Below are 16,013 nucleotides of genomic sequence, written 5' to 3' on the forward strand. Positions count from 1 at the left end.
GGTTTTAGCCTCATCCGATTTCAAGTCGGACGCAATCGACCACTCTGCCACCTCTCCAGTAAATCTGTCAAACTTGTGCCGTACCCTACTTTCAAACGCTATTTAGGCGCTTTTGTTGGTTAGCAAAAAAGCTGACAGATAATACTATACCCTATCATCTACGCAGATTGCACTACTGGATTTGATCGCTCATACAAAATTTCCTCTGAAGCCACCTGAAAGTCATTCCCCACCCAAACTAGGGAAACTTGCAAAACCACACCTGCCTCTAGGGTGACAATGGAAAAATTACGCAACTTCTCGCCGTCATTTTCCACAATCCTGGGGACACTAGCCGCATTTAAGTAAATTGTTCCCTCTGGACTTCTAAAGATGGGCTTGCGCTGCACCTTCTTGGTATGGCGTAAATCTCGGTGCATGTGACCAAATGTTACTAGGGGAATAGTTTTACCAGCAGTCAAGGCAAGAGATATCGCCTCGCCAAAATCTGGATCGCCAAAGTCGCCGCCAATTGGATGCCAGTCTTTGCCGCAGGGGTCTTCGGGGCGATCGCCTAACCCACTAGGCCCATTGTGACCCAAAAATATAATCGTCTCGTAAGCGGCGCTTTTGACTGCTTTGAAGATGCGATCGGCAGATTCTTCCAAACTCGTCACACCATAACGTTCTTTACAGATTTCCGCGAATTTCCACTCTGGGCCACCCCAAGTAAAGGGACGACCGCCCACTACAGTTAAATTCCAAGCGGGAAAATCCAGCTTACCGTAACCGACATGGGACGGGCCTAATAAATCTAGTTGTTCCTGTACCCAGTCTTCCTTAGAGCGGTCATAAGGAGCCTTTTTACGTCCCCATTCGGTGGCGCTATACCAGGCATCGTGGTTGCCCATTACGGCTGCTTTGGGAATATCGAGGGATGCGATCGCTCTGACCACTTCCACCGACTCGTTGCCAAAATCCCCGACAAACAGCACTAAGTCAACACCCAAATGCTTGAGTGCAACGCCATCTTCCACTTCCCATTGGTCGTGAATATCTCCAACTACAGCAATTTTCAGGGTTATCGATTGAGTTTCTTGACTGGTCATGCCACTTTCCTTGCCGTCTATCTCCAGGATATGAAACTCAGCCGGATTTGGACACAATCCCAAAATATCAACCGTCCACTATTTTTGGTAAAAACTACTATAATTGAATCCACAGGACATACATTTGCAACATAAAGCACCCTTAAACTGTGTTTACTACTGCACTAGCTCAACGAGAAAACACCCAACTGGGTGAACTACCACTAGATTTGTTTGCCGCCATTCAGAATCTTAAAAAAGAACTCAACGCAGTTATCCTGGCACATTATTATCAAGAGCCAGATATTCAGGATATTGCCGATTTTATTGGGGATTCATTACAACTAGCAAGAGCCGCTGAAAAAACCAATGCAGATGCGATCGTCTTTGCTGGTGTTCACTTCATGGCAGAAACCGCAAAGATCCTTAATCCCGATAAATTAGTACTTTTACCAGATTTGGATGCTGGTTGTTCTTTAGCAGATAGTTGTCCACCAGAAGCGTTTGCAGCTTTTAAGGCAGCGCATCCAGATCATTTGGTGGTGTCTTACATCAACTGCTCTGCTGATATTAAGGCGATGAGCGATATTATTTGCACCAGTTCCAACGCTGTGAAAATTGTGCAGCAGATACCAAAGGAACAGCCGATTATTTTTGCCCCAGATCGGAATTTGGGGCGGTACGTCATGGAACAAACGGGACGAGATTTGGTGCTATGGCAAGGTAGCTGTGTTGTCCATGAAACCTTCTCTGAGAAGAAAATTGTCCAGTTAAAAATTGCCCACCCAGAAGCAGAGGCGATCGCACACCCAGAATGTGAAAGTAGTGTATTGCGCCACGCCAGCTTTATTGGCTCCACAGCCGCTTTACTCAAGTATTGTCAAAGCAGCCCCACCAAGGAATTTATCGTTGCGACAGAGCCGGGAATCATTCACCAGATGCAAAAACTAGCTCCTGACAAGCACTTCATCCCTGCACCGCCGATGAATAACTGCGCTTGCAACGAATGTCCGTTTATGCGGTTAAATACCCTAGAAAAGCTCTACTGGGCAATGAAAAATCGTACTCCCGAAATTACCATGTCAGAGGATATCCGCCTTGCAGCACTGCGACCAATGCAACGAATGCTGGAGATGAGCGTGTAACTAGTTATTTTTATCAGATGGTAGAGACGCAAGATTGTTGCGATCTCTACCCATAAGTTATTTTTTCTAAGCACTTGCTATTTCTAAAAGGTGGTGCTAAGATTTTAAATCGTGAGACAAATCGGGTCGGTGTCCGAGTGGTTAATGGAGACGGACTGTAAATCCGTTGGCTAGCGCCTACGCTGGTTCAAATCCAGCCCGGCCCACCACTTACGAAGTTATAAGTTATAATGACTGGGTGAGCATCAAAACCCCCAGCATTTTAACTTTTAGCTGATAAAATTAGATCATAGTTTCGCCCGTGTGGCTCAGTGGTAGAGCACACCCTTGGTAAGGGTGAGGTCACGAGTTCAATCCTCGTCACGGGCTTTAGTTACTCAAAATTAAAGTTTTTATTCATATTAAGCTTGTAAAGCTACCAAAGGTTTTTGGAACTTACAAAATTTTTCTGCTTTATTTTCATGCATTGAGTATAAAAATAATGCTATTAATAAGTTTCTAAAATTTTGTGTGTACTACAAAAATGAGTTTAAGTATTTCCCTAGAAATATCTACAGTTTCAGACCAGAATCAATCTGCTCAAAATTTAGGGAATTGGGGTAATAAAATTATCCTTGGCGACTGTTTGCATATACTACAATCTGTCCCTTCCAATATTGTTGATCTTATAGTAATAGCCTTGGTGGTTAGGACATTAACAGATGATGAAACTTAGACACAAGAAGACTTTTCACCCAGTCCCCATCGCCCCTAATCCCCAGAGGGGGCCCCGAGTTCCCCAGTACCCAGTCCCTTGCTATATTGTCACCTCGCCTCCTGATGCTGATAGGAAAAAAAATACGTATGGAGGGAGGTTCATCCTGATAAATATGTGGAATGGTTTTTACCCATATCTCAGGAATTGAAGCGAGTTTTGAAGGATGATGGAACATTTATTTTAAACATCAAGGAAAGAGTTGTTTATAGCAAACGCCACACCTATATTTTAGAACTTATATTGGAGATGAAAAAACAAAGTTAGTTGCGGACAGAAGAATTTATGTGGCATAAAAGAAACTGTTTTCCTGGGAAATGGTCAAATCGTTTTCGTGATGCTTGGAAGAGATATCTACAGTTCAATAAATAAAAAATTTCATATTTACCAATTAGAAGTTAGCTGAAATTTTTCTTTGACCGGAGTAATGGAGAATCGTTAGTTAAGCGACGTTTTTCAACTTCGCTAACAGGAACAACAAATTGACTAAAGAGTTACTTTTCTAAGCGAACTGCATACCATTGCAAATATTGCCCAGTACCAATATCTAATTCGCAACTTGTGTCTAGTAAATACTGTGCTTGAGCTTCAAAAGTATCAAATTTTTGCACATCAGGTGGTAAGTCTTGACTTGTGAGCTTTTGGAGAGTTATTTTAAGTTTCTCTAATAACTCAGGCTGTGTTAAAAACTGTTCTTGTTGATTTGTTTCTAGAACAACAAAATTATCTTGGTGATACATTAATGGATCTGGCATTTTTAAGAATTTGGTAAATGTAAATATATTTTGATTGTTTTGTAAGAACTTCTGGTTGTTGGCGTGGTCAAAAAATGGCGATTTTAATTTTATATAGTGTCTGTAAATTAATTATAGTATTTAATTGTTGAAAATTATTGATCTGTATTTAGGATGTTTATCTAATTTTAGCTAATAAATTGCTGTTTTGAATTATTAAAAACTTATTGTTTTAATAATTCAACCCATATACTTACTGGAATTAAATAATAGTTTTTGCTAAACTTATTAAACAATAAAGAATAAATTAAAGTAAGCTTTGCACCAAGCAGAATACCAAGTTTATGTAATTATACTAAACTTTCATAGACCTTACCTAATAAACTAAATAAATTTGAGTCAAGTGAGAGTAGTATTTAGTATTAGCTATCTTCTAAGCGCACTTTGGCAATGGCTTTGCCCTGCCTCACGAGGTTTATAAACTAATTACAGAACTACATAATTAAGGTGTGTATTTGCAATTCTCAAAAAAACTGTAATTTAACTTTAACAATAGGGAAATATAAAAGTAACATTTTCTCCCATAATCAAAGCCGAACAAAAAGGTAACAATTGCCTTCGTGTTCCAATTATAGATTGTCTATGCAACTTAATTATCTACCGCTTACTTGGCTCAAGAACATTGAGCAGTCTATTGTCAAACAACAGTTGATTTTGAAGCCAGACACACCTTTGCCGCAAATCCTGGCATTGACGGAAAGAGCGATCGCCCCCATGCGATTGAGTTGTACAGCCTTTTTCAGAATAATCCCGCAATTGGAAGGCAACTCATGTCAGGCATAAGCCCATTTTCTGTTTCTAAGCAACCACCACTGATCTTAGTGGCTGATGATGACAAGGCCATCCGAGTATTGTTGCGTAAAGCTATGGAACAAGAAGGTTATCGAGTGGTTGAGGTCAATGACGGTAAGCAATGTTTGGATGCTTACGAGACTATCAGACCTGATATAGTTTTGCTAGATGCTATAATGCCTGTCATGGATGGCTTTACGTGCTGTAAGCACTTGCTCCAAATTGCCAGGAATAATTTAATCTCAGCTCTTGCAACCTTTGATACTGACTCGACCCTTAATAATACTGTCATCTCCAAAATATGGGAGCGTACTCCCATATTGATGATCACATGCTTGGACGATGAGGACTCTGTAAACCGTGCTTTTGATGCAGGGGCAACTGATTATGTTACTAAGCCAATTCACTGGCCTGTATTGCGTCAAAGGTTGCGGCGATTGCTACAGCAAGCGCAAGTATACAAGCAATTAGGGGCGGCAAACCAAGCTTTGCAGCACCTGGCCAATGTAGATGGCTTAACTGAGTTGGCTAATCGTCGCCGTTTTGACGATTATCTCAATACTCAGTGGATTAATCTCGTACAGCAGGGATCTCCTTTGTCAATGATTTTGTGTGATATCGACTATTTTAAATTTTATAACGATAAGTATGGCCATCCTGCTGGGGATATCTGTTTACAAAAGGTGGGTGCTGTTTTAAACATGAAGGCGCAAAAACATCAAGATTTAGTCGCACGTTATGGTGGCGAGGAATTTGCTGTAATTATGCCATACACCCATGCCTCTGGTGCAGTTCACGTGGCCGAAGTGATACAGGCGGGAATCAAGGATTTGCAAATTGTTCATGATGGATCTGCCGTGAGTCAGTATGTCACTCTCAGTATGGGGGTGGCGACTGTTGTCCCTACTTGGGAATCTTCACCTTCAGATTTAATTGTGCAAGCAGATAAAGCACTCTACCAAGCAAAGGCAGGAGGACGCGATCGCATTGTTTCAAGTGATTAATTGTCATTTGTCATTTGTGAATGACTAATCCTTACTTAAGAAGGATAAACTGGCAGTGTGAAGTGGAACCAGGCTCCGTTATTGGGAGCAGAGTCCACCCAAATTTGGCCATAATGTGCCAAGATAATACGCTGGCATAAACAAAGACCAATGCCGTAACCTTCTTTACCTTCATCCCGTTGCAGGCGGAAGTGGTTTTCAAAAATGCGATCGCGATTCTCTACAGGAATCCCAGGTCCAGTATCGCCAATACTAAACTGAACTTTTTGAGTAGTGCGGTGCAATCCGGCTACGCTAATCTTGCCACCTTCTGGCGTGTATTTTATGGCATTATCCAACAGATTCACTACCACTTGGCGGATGCGTTCTGGGTCAGCATATACATAAGGTAGGTCATTAGGAATATCTGTTTCTACCTCTTGGGCTTTGGCAGTGTAGCGATCGCACAATTCTTCGAGTACATCTAAAAATACTTTACCTAGTTGTACCTTTTGTGGTAGAACGGGAAACTCTGTATCTTTTCCACGACCTACCTGCAAAAGGTCGGCAATCATTCGGTCAATGATCTTAGTTTGATTGCGGGCTTGTTTTAATAAATGCGCCGTCATCGTTGGTTTGAGGCGCAGAAATTGCCCTGTCTCTAGATTATAATTAGATTGGAGGGTTTCAATTGCGATCGCGGCCGCAGTTAGGGGATTGCGAAGATCGTGCGCTAGCATAGCAATCACCCGATCTTTAAACTGTAGCTGCTCTTGGAGATTATCTTTTTCCTGTTTCAAGCGAAAAATTTCGTCTGAAAGTCGGATTAGTTCAGCAGAAACAGCAACTGAATGGATAGTGGATTTGGGTAATGTCACCCGACCATTTTCGTCCATACGTTCTTGCAAGTCTTCCTGTAATTTTGAATAAGCGTCTACAGCGACTTGCCAGCGAGGCCACCAGTTTTTCAATTGCGCTATGATATTACTCCCAGCTAAAACCTGCCGTGGTTCAGGATGGATTTTGATTAAAGCTGGCGTTGCTACCAACTTAAAGTGTTCTGCTAAGTAGGGTTGTTGTCCAACATCAATAATTTGAATTTCAAAACTATACTTAGCCTGCAATTCTTTTAAGTAAGCGCGTATTCGCTGCACCTGTTGTCGGGACTTTGGGCGACCATCGACAAATAGTAACAGCTGGAGTGGAGCCTCAGAATAAATAGGCTGATCCTGGGAAACTTGCATGTAATCGTGTTTCAGCACTGGTAACAACCCGGTGACGCTTTACAGAAAGTAAAATGGACTGACGGTTGTCAATGGTTGTTGTTTTCTCTTCAATTTAATATCTATTTTAGATTTTTAATCCTCTTATCAGTTGTGCGCTTTGACATAAGACATATCTTTTCAGCCTTTTGCGCTTTATTAGGTAACTTCGTCTCCAAAAAACACCCTTGTCCTTGAATCTAAGTCTTAATTTGCCCTAGATAAAAATTTTTCGCTAGAGCTAGCACGTGAAAAGCTTAATACTATGTCAAATCAGCTAGTCGATCGGCATGTCAATTTGAGTACTCGCTTTGAACAAGCCATCGCCCAACCAAACGCAGATGCTAATTGTATCTAATCTATCAGGAAGCTGTTGACTGTTCAGACCAAATTTATAGATGGTTATTCTCAACCGCCAGTGCATCAGATGAAGTGTTTTTTGCCTTTACCCAATCATTAGTAAGATTGAGAAAACAGCTATAGCTGACCTTTGCACTGCCTCTATAACTTGCGAAACATACTCTGTAGCTAGCTTTTATTTTAAGAACCGCTACCCTATCCCAGAAGAAAAGGGAGAGATTTCCTAAGAGAAAGCTTGGGATAACATTGAGGCGATCGCACTTTTAGAGTTAGTACTCACTGCTTTCGAGACTTCCAGGAAGCTCTTGACTGACAGGACAAGTAACACTTTCCCCAGGAAATCTATTTATAGATATAAGGGAAACTGCTGCGACACTTGACTGCTTTGCCTATAACCCCAGTCGCCAATAAGAACGAACTTACGCCAAGTTCCGGGAATTGCTTAACACTGGCACTTTCCAGCTATTGCCTTATTCAGCTTACCATCGTCAGATGAATAATTTCCAGAATCGATTGTAAGCCAATATTTAGCAAACTCTATTTGTTCCCCTCCTTGGGTTATGCTAAGGGGGGCTTTAGCCCTAGTCTATCACTTCAGTTGCTTGGCGATCGCATTAAGCTAGTGCATCTAGAAGTAGATCAAAGCTTTTGGTTGCTAAACTGTTCTTTGGCGAATTCTCACTCAGTTCTCCCCTCTGCCAATTGAATATTTCCAGAACTATCTAAAAAATGGATTCTCAATTTAGTACTTTAGCCCATTCTGGCTCCTGACTCCGAATTCTGTTTGATAAAACTCTTGTATAGCAAGTATTTCAGATTTATTTCTATTTTTTTTCCAAAAATGTTAGTTTGCCAGAATTTTAGGGAATTCTATAAATAAGCATGGGAATTATCAAAACCTAATGGCTGTAAAACAAAGACAATACGGTAGCTTTTGCTACCGTTTACTCATTTCTAGAGATATAATCTTTACCAACAGAGATATTTGCTAAGAATGAAGTGCTGAGTCGGTAGTGTCTTTGGATGATATTGAGAGGCAAAGGAGCAGAAAAGAGCCGGGAGAGAAAATTCCCAATGCCCAATTAATGAACAGTCTGCGCTAGGGTAGGAATTGAAACTCAATTTGTGATTTCCTGTGCTTCCCTGTAAACGTTCAGCTGTATTTCTAATTTGGGCTGTTCTACTGACTTCTTTAACAGCCTGTGCTAATAGTCCAGTCGCCAAAAATCTTGAGGAATCTTTGGCGGCAGATCCTAAGCTGCAAACCAATCCAGTTGTCTTTGAATCTCAGAGTAACCAACCACAAGCACAGTCAAACGCATCAGCAGTTCAGTTACCATCTGATTTTCCTAAAGATATCCCACTATATTCCAATGCCAAACTACAGGAAGTTACACCTGCAAGCGGCTCAGAAAACAAAGTCTCAACTCGCTGGTTGACTTCCGATCCCAGCAACTTTATTGCTAGCTTTTATCGCAGCCAGTTTCAAACAAATAACTGGCAGATTTTGCAACAGCCAACAGATGATGCGGGAGGCGCTTTTGAGGCACGTCGCAACGATTTGCTGTTGAAGGTTTCTATTCAGCCTAAATCAGTTACTAACGCCACACCCAATCAACCCCAAACCGCCACTGAATTACTGATTAACTACGTACCAAATAGTATTGTTACAGCACAACCTACCCCAACTATAAATTCTAACGAAACTAGTAACGCCGTTCCGCAACCAGGAAATTCACAGTTCATAGGCCCAGTACCACCTGCAAACTTAGCAGCACAGCCACCAAATACGGCTAATAACCCAACAACTCCTACAGCCACAGCCGAATCTCAGGAATTTAACGATCTGAATAAGGTACCGCAAGAATGGCGGCAACATATCCAAGACTTAGCCAAATTAGGTGTTTTGTCTATAGAGCCAGAGGCAACTAAGAGTAATTCTACTACCACAAATAACCAGTTTGAACCCGGTAAAATCGTTACACATCGGGAATACGCCCGTTGGTTAATTGCTGCTAATAATGCTCTGTATACCAGCAATCCAGCTAAACAAATTCGCTTGGCATCAGAAAGCATTCAACCCGTTTTTAGTGATGTTACCGCAAAAGACCCTGATTTTCCAGCAATTCAGGGATTAGCCGAAGCTGGGTTAATTCCCAGTCCTTTGTCTGGAGATTCTACAGTAGTTTTGTTTCGTCCTGATGCACCCCTAACACGCGAACAGTTGCTGCTGTGGAAATTACCTTTAGATACTCGCCAAGCTTTACCCTCTGCTAACTTAGATACGGTTAAACAAACCTGGGGTTTCCAAGATGCAGCTCGAATTGACCCCAAGGCTTTAAGAGCAGTGTTGGCTGATTACCAAAATGCTGAACAATCGAATATTCGGCGGGTATTTGGCTATACGACTCTGTTTCAACCCAAAAAATCAGTAACTCGTGCTGAGGCTGCTACAGTTTTGTGGTATTTCGGCACTCAGGGTGAGGGTGTATCGGCTGCTGAGGCTTTGAAATTAAAGCGAAGTTAAAGCGATATCTATCAAGGGTTACGCAATTCTGTTGCGGTTAGTTGATAGCCAGCCTGCATAAAAGTGGGCAATTCTATATCTAGGATGAAAACTTTGCTATTTCTTTTTTAATACACTTATTTTTATCAAGAAAATGTAAATCTAAGTATTTACAGCGTTTTTATTTGTGTATGATGAATTTTTAAGGCATAGTTAGGTGTAATAACGCAAATTAACTCATTAAATATGCCTGGTTTTGAAGTAACTCAAGAAAAGACTAGTTGTCATATTGCCCCTTGATTACTTTTAAACAGATTAAAAAATACCAGGGGTAAAAAAAATATGAAAAAACAAGCTGTAGCGGCAGGATTTGTTCTATTTTCTTTCATGTTGCCAACCAAAGCTTCGGCTGCGAGTTTTGATCAACTTTATGTATTTGGCGATAGTCTTTCCGATACAGGCAATATATACAATCTTACTGAGAAAGGATACCCTCCAAACCCACCTTACTTTGAAGGACGTTTTTCTGATGGGCCGAACTGGGTGGATTATCTTGGAGATCAGCTAGGATTAAAGCCTACTTTATTCACTACTATTCCTTCCGCACCTCCTACCCAAGGAATAAACTTCGCTATCGGTGGTGCTAGCTCTGGTTTAGGTAATGCTGTCCTTCCCGATCCAAATTTACCGGGAGTACTTGGACAAGTCCGTGATTTTGCTGAAACTTTGAAAGCAAATAATCAAACTGCTGATCCAAATGCACTTTATACAGTGTGGGGAGGTGCAAATGATTTGCTTTTTGCTAACTCCCCAAACTCGAGCAAGAATCCAATCAGTAATATATCCGTGGCGTTGAATACTCTCATCGGAGCCGGCGCAAAAAATATTTTGGTGTTTAATTTGCCAGATTTGGGACAGCTACCAGCAGCTAAAACCAATGGTCGCAACCCTACACTCCTTAGCAAATCGAGTAGCGAGTTTGACTTGGATTTAGCAAACACTGTGAGCGCTTTGAACCAAAACCCGAATCTCAACATCGTCTCTGTTGATATTTATTCTTTATTTAATCAAGCAAGTGCATTGGGTTTTACGAATGTAACCGAGTCTTGTCTATCTAGACCAGATATATGTGACCCAGGAAACAACAAGTTTCTTATCTGGGATGGTGTCCACCCAACGACGGCTGCTCATAAGTTAGTAGCAGACACTGCACTGGCTGCGATTGATGCTAAGTCTGTACCTGAACCCTCAATAAACTTGGGGATTTTAGCCCTTGGTGCTTTTGGTGCGGTAGGAGTGCTAAAGCGTCAACAAAAAAGGTCAGCACTTGTACCAGCAGGTCGCGTTGTTGATGCACAATTGTCTCATACAACAGTTGAAAATTAAACTAACTGTATTGATGTGGGATTACGATCGCTTATTTGAAATTATTGAAGAATTAATCATGCACCACTCTCCTAGTGGTGCAGAAGCTGAGATTAACCAGTTGTTGATGCAACGATTTGCGGCGCTGGGTGTACAGGTGTGGTGCGATCGCGCCGATAATATTATTGCGAAGATTTCAGGGAAAAATCCAGACCGGGCGATCGCCATTACTGCACACAAAGACGAAATTGGCGCAATTGTCAAGAGTCTCGGCGATCGAGGTCGTGTGGAAGTCCGTAAACTCGGCGGTTCTTTCCCGTGGGTTTACGGCGAAGGTGTTGTTGATTTATTAGGAGATAACGAAACCATAAGCGGTATTCTCAGCTTTGGTTCCCGCCACGTTTCCCACGAATCGCCCCAAAAAGTGCAGCAGGAAGATACCACTGTGAAGTGGGAAAATGCCTGGATTGAAACGAAGCTAACATCTGCGGAATTAGAAACAGCTGGCATTCGACCTGGAACTAAAATGGTAATCGGCAAGCATCGCAAGCGTCCAATTCGGTTAAAGGATCATATTGCCGGTTACACCTTGGATAACAAAGCCTCTGTTGCCATTTTGCTGGCTTTGGCTGAAAATCTGAAACAGCCAGTTGTTGATGTTTATTTGGTAGCTTCGGCTAAAGAAGAAGTAGGAGCAATTGGGGCACTATTTTTCACCCAAAATCAACGTTTGGATGCCTTGATTGCTTTAGAAATTTGTCCATTATCCGAGGAATATCCTGTTAAAGATGGGGAAAATCCTGTACTTTTATCTCAAGATGCTTATGGGATATATGATGAGGGGCTAAATGGACAACTGCGCCAATCTGCAAAGCAACTCGATATATCAGTGCAGCTAACGATACTGAGCCAATTTGGTAGTGATGCTTCCATTGCGATGAAATTTGGCCATGTAGCGCGTGCTGCGTGTTTGGCGTTTCCTACCCAAAATACACATGGCTATGAAATTGCTCATTTAGGAGCGATCGCTAATTGTATTGATTTGTTAAAAGCTTTCTGCGAAACTGAGTTTGAGTGATGTTTCCAAGCTTTGAATCGAAAGAGCCATCGTATATCAACCCAAAATAGCCAGAAAAAGGTTTTGCAAAGCCTGAAAGTCTGGCTCCCCAAGTCGCCCTAACTTTTTGATCGCTAGTCCTTTATCTATGGTAGTCAAAACTGGTTTGATAATTGAAGGTTTTAGAAGACCAGATGTTCGCCATTCAGTAATTGTGATTTCACCAAAGGAAGTCGCTGGATTTGCTTGACTGGTAATGGCTATCAATATTAAATCCGAACGCTCACGTTGATAGCTATTAGAACTCACAACTACTGCTGGACGTTTTTTAGTAGTAGTCTGGTCAGTAAAAGGAAATGGCACTAAAACAACATCACCAAATTCATAGTTTGTCATATTCTGCGTCATCAGGGTTATCCCAAATTTTGAGCAGAACTGGTTCAGAAAGTTTTGCTGCTGCAAAGGTAAGGTTATACTCTGTATTTTGCATATCCAGAGAATCAATAAAATCTTCAACCAGCAAAACTTGTTCGGGAGGCAACTTTTGAATTTTTCCAAGTAACCTTTGCTCTGAACTGCTATGAGCCTGCATTATTTAGATTCTCCTAACTTTGCTTGTATATTGAATTCATTATAGTTTTTGGTTGTCTCTACGAGGAAGGCGATCGCTAATTGTATTGATTTGTTAAAAGCTTTCTGTGAAACTGAGTTTGAGTGAAGCATCAAACCTCATTTACTAGGCACAATAAAATCTAGTTAATTGGAGTCATAGCTTGCTTGCTACACTTCGACATACTCAGTGCCACCGTAGGTATTGTTTTCAGACCCATCTGGCTAGATGCTTGATTTATATCAAACTCTAATAATATTGAGGAATACTTTCACTAAAGCCGATGATGGGATTTGAACCCACGGCCTGCTGATTACGAATCAGCTGCTCTACCACTGAGCCACATCGGCGTACACAATCTAAGAGTATAACATGATTTAATCATGGTAGATCAAAACCCTAAAAATCGCCTTAATCCCGAACAGTATGCCAGCCTGAAAGCAGAAATAGCCGCTCCTTATCGCGGGTTACGACAATTTTTCTATATCGCTTTCGGTGCTTCTGGTTCACTCGGTGCATTCGTCTTTTTCTTCCAAGTCCTTGCCGGACGCGATGTTGAGAGCGCTTTGCCTAATTTCGCTCTCCAATTAGGAATCGTTGCCCTAATGGTCTTCCTCTGGCGCTGGGAACAGCGTCGGCAACAACGCCCCCAATCGGGTAAAAATCCTAATTCCTGAAGGAATAAATTTTAACTTGCCACATTCAAATCCCACTAATTGAAATTCAAACTGGACATCGATGACTCTGTGTTAACGTTATCGCAACAACGCCCAGACTACGGCAATTTAAAGAACATTAATCAAACCTTTGAGAGTGGGGAAATAGTTCATCAATTAGATCGGTACTAAGCATAATTCTATCGTGAGTTACTGATTGCAAAAATTTCTAATAAACTAGAAATTCGTTGAAACGGGGTCAGCTATAGCAACAGTCTTGGTGGTTAGAACATCAACAGATGATGAAACTTAGACACAAGAAGACTTTTCACCCAGTCCCCAGTCTCTAGTCCCTTGCTATATATTTAAAGAACTCAAGTTTTATGTTTAAAAACCCCCAAAAATAATAAAACTCGCGAGATTGGAAGCACCAAACTAACAAATTATCAGTTTGGTGCTTCCAATTTGCTAACTAGGCATTTACTGGGCTGTTACCAAATAGGATGAAGGAATTGGTTGGGCACGTCCAGCATTGACGAGTGCCTGGTAAACAAAGGCAGCAACTTCGGCTCTAGTCGCCTGACGATTAGGATTGAGTTGCTTCACTGTGGGATAGTTAATTACTAATTGCCGTGAAGTTGCAGCCGCAACAGGTGCGATCGCATAATTAGGAATCTGGGCAGCATCAGTGTAAAAGGAAAGGATATTCTGATTACTTGCAGTTAAGCCCAAACCATTAGCTAAAGCGACTAATGCCTGCACTCTGGGAATTTGCTGCTGTGGCTTAAAAGTACCATCAGGATAACCAGAAACAAATTGACTCTGGTAAGCAGATTGAATTGCAGCGTAAGCCCAAAAATTTGTTGCTACATCTTTAAACTTGGTACCTGCGCGTTTGGCTGGTGGCGTTAAGGCTTTAGTGACAATAGTGGCAAATTGAGCGCGGGTTACAGGTTCATTGGGCTTAAAGCTGCCATCAGGAAAGCCAGCAATAATATTTTGGGAGGCTAAAGCTTCGATATAGGTTTTTGCCCAATAATTTGCTGGCACATCTTTAAAGGCGACAGGCCCTCCAGGGGGTACATCAACAGCTGCGGCAACAAAATCTACTGAGCCAAAAATCTTTTTCTGATCGATATCGTTGCCAACAGCTACAATTTTACTAGTTTTAGTAGCATTGTTTACATCATAACGAGTGTTGTTGCGGATAAGGTTGCCACCAGGATTTTCGTTAGTGCCGAGGTCGGGTAGAGCATTGACAGTCGCTACTACGCCATCGCGCTTATTATTCTGAATGACATTCTTACGTAATACGGGCTTGGCTGACTCTGAGATAAAAAGACCATCTTGGTTTTCGACGATTTGGTTTTCTGTAACTAGGGGTGTGGAAGTGCCACCGATCGCTAGACCAAAACCAGTATCCTGAAATAAGTTACCCCGAATTTCTCCTTGAGCAGCTTTAGCAATTGAAATCCCATTGCCTTTGTTTTGCACAAAGATGTTACTTTCAATTTTGGGATTGCCTGTACCTGTAACAAAAACACCTTCTCTGACACTGTTAGTAAAAGTACTGTTTTTGATAGTAGGATTAGTTGACTCTACCCATACACCTGTACCCCGACTATTTGGGTTGGTGACGCTTACACCGGTAATAGTGGTATCTTGTTCGGCAAGGATGGTAATGTCCTGTCTAGCAAAGGTGCGACTAGTGTAGAAACCTCCACCTGTAATTAATATTGCCTGACCTTTACTAGCATCATCACCCCGCAGTGTTACTCCTGGTTTAAGCAACAACGGAAAGGTTTCGCCACTTTCCTGGTTATAGTTCCCAGGTGCTAATTGAATAACTGCACCTGTTTGGGCTTGACTGAGAGCGAAACTGATGCTTTTGTAAGGTGCAGCTGAGGTTGTACCACGACCAGCACTATCTGCACCAGTTGCGGAATTAACGTAAATTGCTGCGGCGGTTGTCGGAACTTGCGCTGTGAGAGTTGGGGTAATACCTTTTGAGTGAGTAGCACCAGCGTTAACCTCACTCGGTAGTAGTATTGACCCGCTATAAACAACAAGCATTGCCGTTAATCCGGCTCCCAGGCGTAAAGTATATCTGAGATGACTGCTAGAAAGAAGGCGAAAATTTTTCGCTATAGAAATGTGAAAACCCCGATATTTCATTTTTTGAGTCTGTGATGTGCTTAATTATGGTATTTCGAACAAGGTTGAAGCTAGCAGCCTTGTAGCTACTATAAAACCCATGCAAAACTATACTGGATGATTATCACTGATTCAGCTAAATTCCTTAGATAGATCACAGAACTTATACATTTTAGGGGCTACCTCGCCGTAGAAGAATCAGTATTATTCACAGGACTTACGCAAACAATAGCCTAAAATAAAGATTTTCAGGTAAGGAAAATTTATGTAGACACAAAGTACCTACTCTACGAGTTCTCCAACGAAGTACCCACTTACTTATTGCCACTAACGCCTGTAGTTTTGCGTCAGTTCTAATTCAGAAGATTCTTTGGCGTGGCAAGATCCCAAAGCAATTTGTCAATATTTAACGGTAAACTCTGTATTTTTGAATAGAGTGATGAATAGTAAAATTATGTCAAGCTATTGATACACAGTCTTGGCAGCAGGCTTTATGAGCCGCGTTAGC

General features: G+C 41.6%; 13 protein-coding genes and 3 tRNA genes. 9 read left to right on the forward strand and 7 right to left on the reverse strand.

Annotated elements, in window-relative coordinates:
• Nucleotides 1–158 precede the first annotated feature (158 nt).
• A complete protein-coding gene (locus V7K42_RS08115) occupies nt 159–1,088 on the reverse strand; it encodes a TIGR04168 family protein (protein WP_334915146.1) in 930 nt (309 codons plus the stop codon).
• Between the two features lie 149 nt (nt 1,089–1,237).
• On the opposite strand from V7K42_RS08115, the gene nadA reads away from it, so the two are divergent.
• The 3 genes from nadA to V7K42_RS08130 all read left to right on the forward strand — a co-directional run bounded on the left by nadA (nt 1,238) and on the right by V7K42_RS08130 (nt 2,581).
• A complete protein-coding gene (gene nadA / locus V7K42_RS08120) occupies nt 1,238–2,212 on the forward strand; it encodes a quinolinate synthase NadA (RefSeq protein ID WP_334915148.1) in 975 nt (324 codons plus the stop codon).
• Between the two features lie 123 nt (nt 2,213–2,335).
• A tRNA-Tyr gene (locus V7K42_RS08125) sits at nt 2,336–2,421 on the forward strand.
• An 88-nt stretch (nt 2,422–2,509) separates the two neighbouring features.
• Nucleotides 2,510–2,581 (forward strand) — tRNA-Thr (locus V7K42_RS08130).
• A gap of 879 nt (nt 2,582–3,460) precedes the next feature.
• On the opposite strand, the gene V7K42_RS08135 is transcribed toward V7K42_RS08130, so the two are convergent.
• Complete coding sequence (locus V7K42_RS08135) at nt 3,461–3,721, reverse strand: chlororespiratory reduction protein 7 (protein WP_334915150.1); 261 nt, start codon at nt 3,719–3,721, stop codon at nt 3,461–3,463.
• Nucleotides 3,722–4,342: 621 nt separating this feature from the next.
• On the opposite strand from V7K42_RS08135, the gene V7K42_RS08140 reads away from it, so the two are divergent.
• Both V7K42_RS08140 and V7K42_RS08145 read left to right on the forward strand, forming a co-directional pair.
• On the forward strand, nt 4,343–4,543 hold the full coding sequence (locus tag V7K42_RS08140) for a hypothetical protein (protein WP_334915152.1): 201 nt from the start codon (nt 4,343–4,345) through the stop codon (nt 4,541–4,543).
• The gene (locus V7K42_RS08145; RefSeq protein ID WP_334915154.1) at nt 4,531–5,556 is read left to right on the forward strand and encodes a PleD family two-component system response regulator; all 1,026 of its coding nucleotides are present in this window, start codon (nt 4,531–4,533) and stop codon (nt 5,554–5,556) included. The genes V7K42_RS08140 and V7K42_RS08145 overlap by 13 nt, the downstream gene beginning before the upstream one ends.
• Before the next feature lie 35 nt (nt 5,557–5,591).
• Here the strand turns inward: V7K42_RS08145 and V7K42_RS08150 are convergent, their stop codons facing one another.
• Complete coding sequence (locus V7K42_RS08150) at nt 5,592–6,797, reverse strand: histidine kinase (RefSeq protein WP_334915156.1); 1,206 nt, start codon at nt 6,795–6,797, stop codon at nt 5,592–5,594.
• Between the two features lie 1,495 nt (nt 6,798–8,292).
• Here V7K42_RS08150 and V7K42_RS08155 point away from each other — a divergent pair.
• The 3 genes from V7K42_RS08155 to V7K42_RS08165 all read left to right on the forward strand — a co-directional run bounded on the left by V7K42_RS08155 (nt 8,293) and on the right by V7K42_RS08165 (nt 12,106).
• Complete coding sequence (locus V7K42_RS08155; protein WP_334915157.1) at nt 8,293–9,684, forward strand: S-layer homology domain-containing protein; 1,392 nt, start codon at nt 8,293–8,295, stop codon at nt 9,682–9,684.
• A 321-nt stretch (nt 9,685–10,005) separates the two neighbouring features.
• Nucleotides 10,006–11,049 (forward strand): SGNH/GDSL hydrolase family protein, encoded by a 1,044-nt coding sequence (locus tag V7K42_RS08160; protein WP_334915159.1) that lies wholly within the window; start codon nt 10,006–10,008, stop codon nt 11,047–11,049.
• A gap of 13 nt (nt 11,050–11,062) precedes the next feature.
• Complete coding sequence (locus tag V7K42_RS08165) at nt 11,063–12,106, forward strand: M42 family metallopeptidase (RefSeq protein WP_334915247.1); 1,044 nt, start codon at nt 11,063–11,065, stop codon at nt 12,104–12,106.
• A 36-nt stretch (nt 12,107–12,142) separates the two neighbouring features.
• Here V7K42_RS08165 and V7K42_RS08170 read toward each other — a convergent pair whose 3' ends face one another.
• From V7K42_RS08170 to V7K42_RS08180, 3 genes are all read right to left on the reverse strand, one after another.
• Complete coding sequence (locus V7K42_RS08170) at nt 12,143–12,481, reverse strand: type II toxin-antitoxin system PemK/MazF family toxin (protein ID WP_334915161.1); 339 nt, start codon at nt 12,479–12,481, stop codon at nt 12,143–12,145.
• Nucleotides 12,468–12,677, reverse strand: a complete 210-nt coding sequence (locus V7K42_RS08175) for a toxin-antitoxin system, antitoxin component, Xre family protein (RefSeq protein WP_334915163.1) — start codon at nt 12,675–12,677, stop codon at nt 12,468–12,470. The genes V7K42_RS08170 and V7K42_RS08175 overlap by 14 nt, the downstream gene beginning before the upstream one ends.
• Before the next feature lie 296 nt (nt 12,678–12,973).
• Nucleotides 12,974–13,045, reverse strand: a tRNA-Thr gene (locus V7K42_RS08180).
• 33 nt (nt 13,046–13,078) lie between these two features.
• Between V7K42_RS08180 and V7K42_RS08185 the strand changes: the two genes are divergently transcribed.
• Entirely contained in the window at nt 13,079–13,372 is a 294-nt protein-coding gene (locus tag V7K42_RS08185; RefSeq protein ID WP_334915165.1) for a DUF3493 domain-containing protein, read from the forward strand.
• Between the two features lie 459 nt (nt 13,373–13,831).
• On the opposite strand, the gene V7K42_RS08190 is transcribed toward V7K42_RS08185, so the two are convergent.
• Nucleotides 13,832–15,526 (reverse strand): DUF1565 domain-containing protein, encoded by a 1,695-nt coding sequence (locus V7K42_RS08190; RefSeq protein WP_334915167.1) that lies wholly within the window; start codon nt 15,524–15,526, stop codon nt 13,832–13,834.
• Nucleotides 15,527–16,013 lie beyond the last annotated feature (487 nt).

This window comes from Nostoc sp. (assembly GCF_036917455.1).
Lineage (GTDB): Bacteria > Cyanobacteriota > Cyanobacteriia > Cyanobacteriales > Nostocaceae > Nostoc.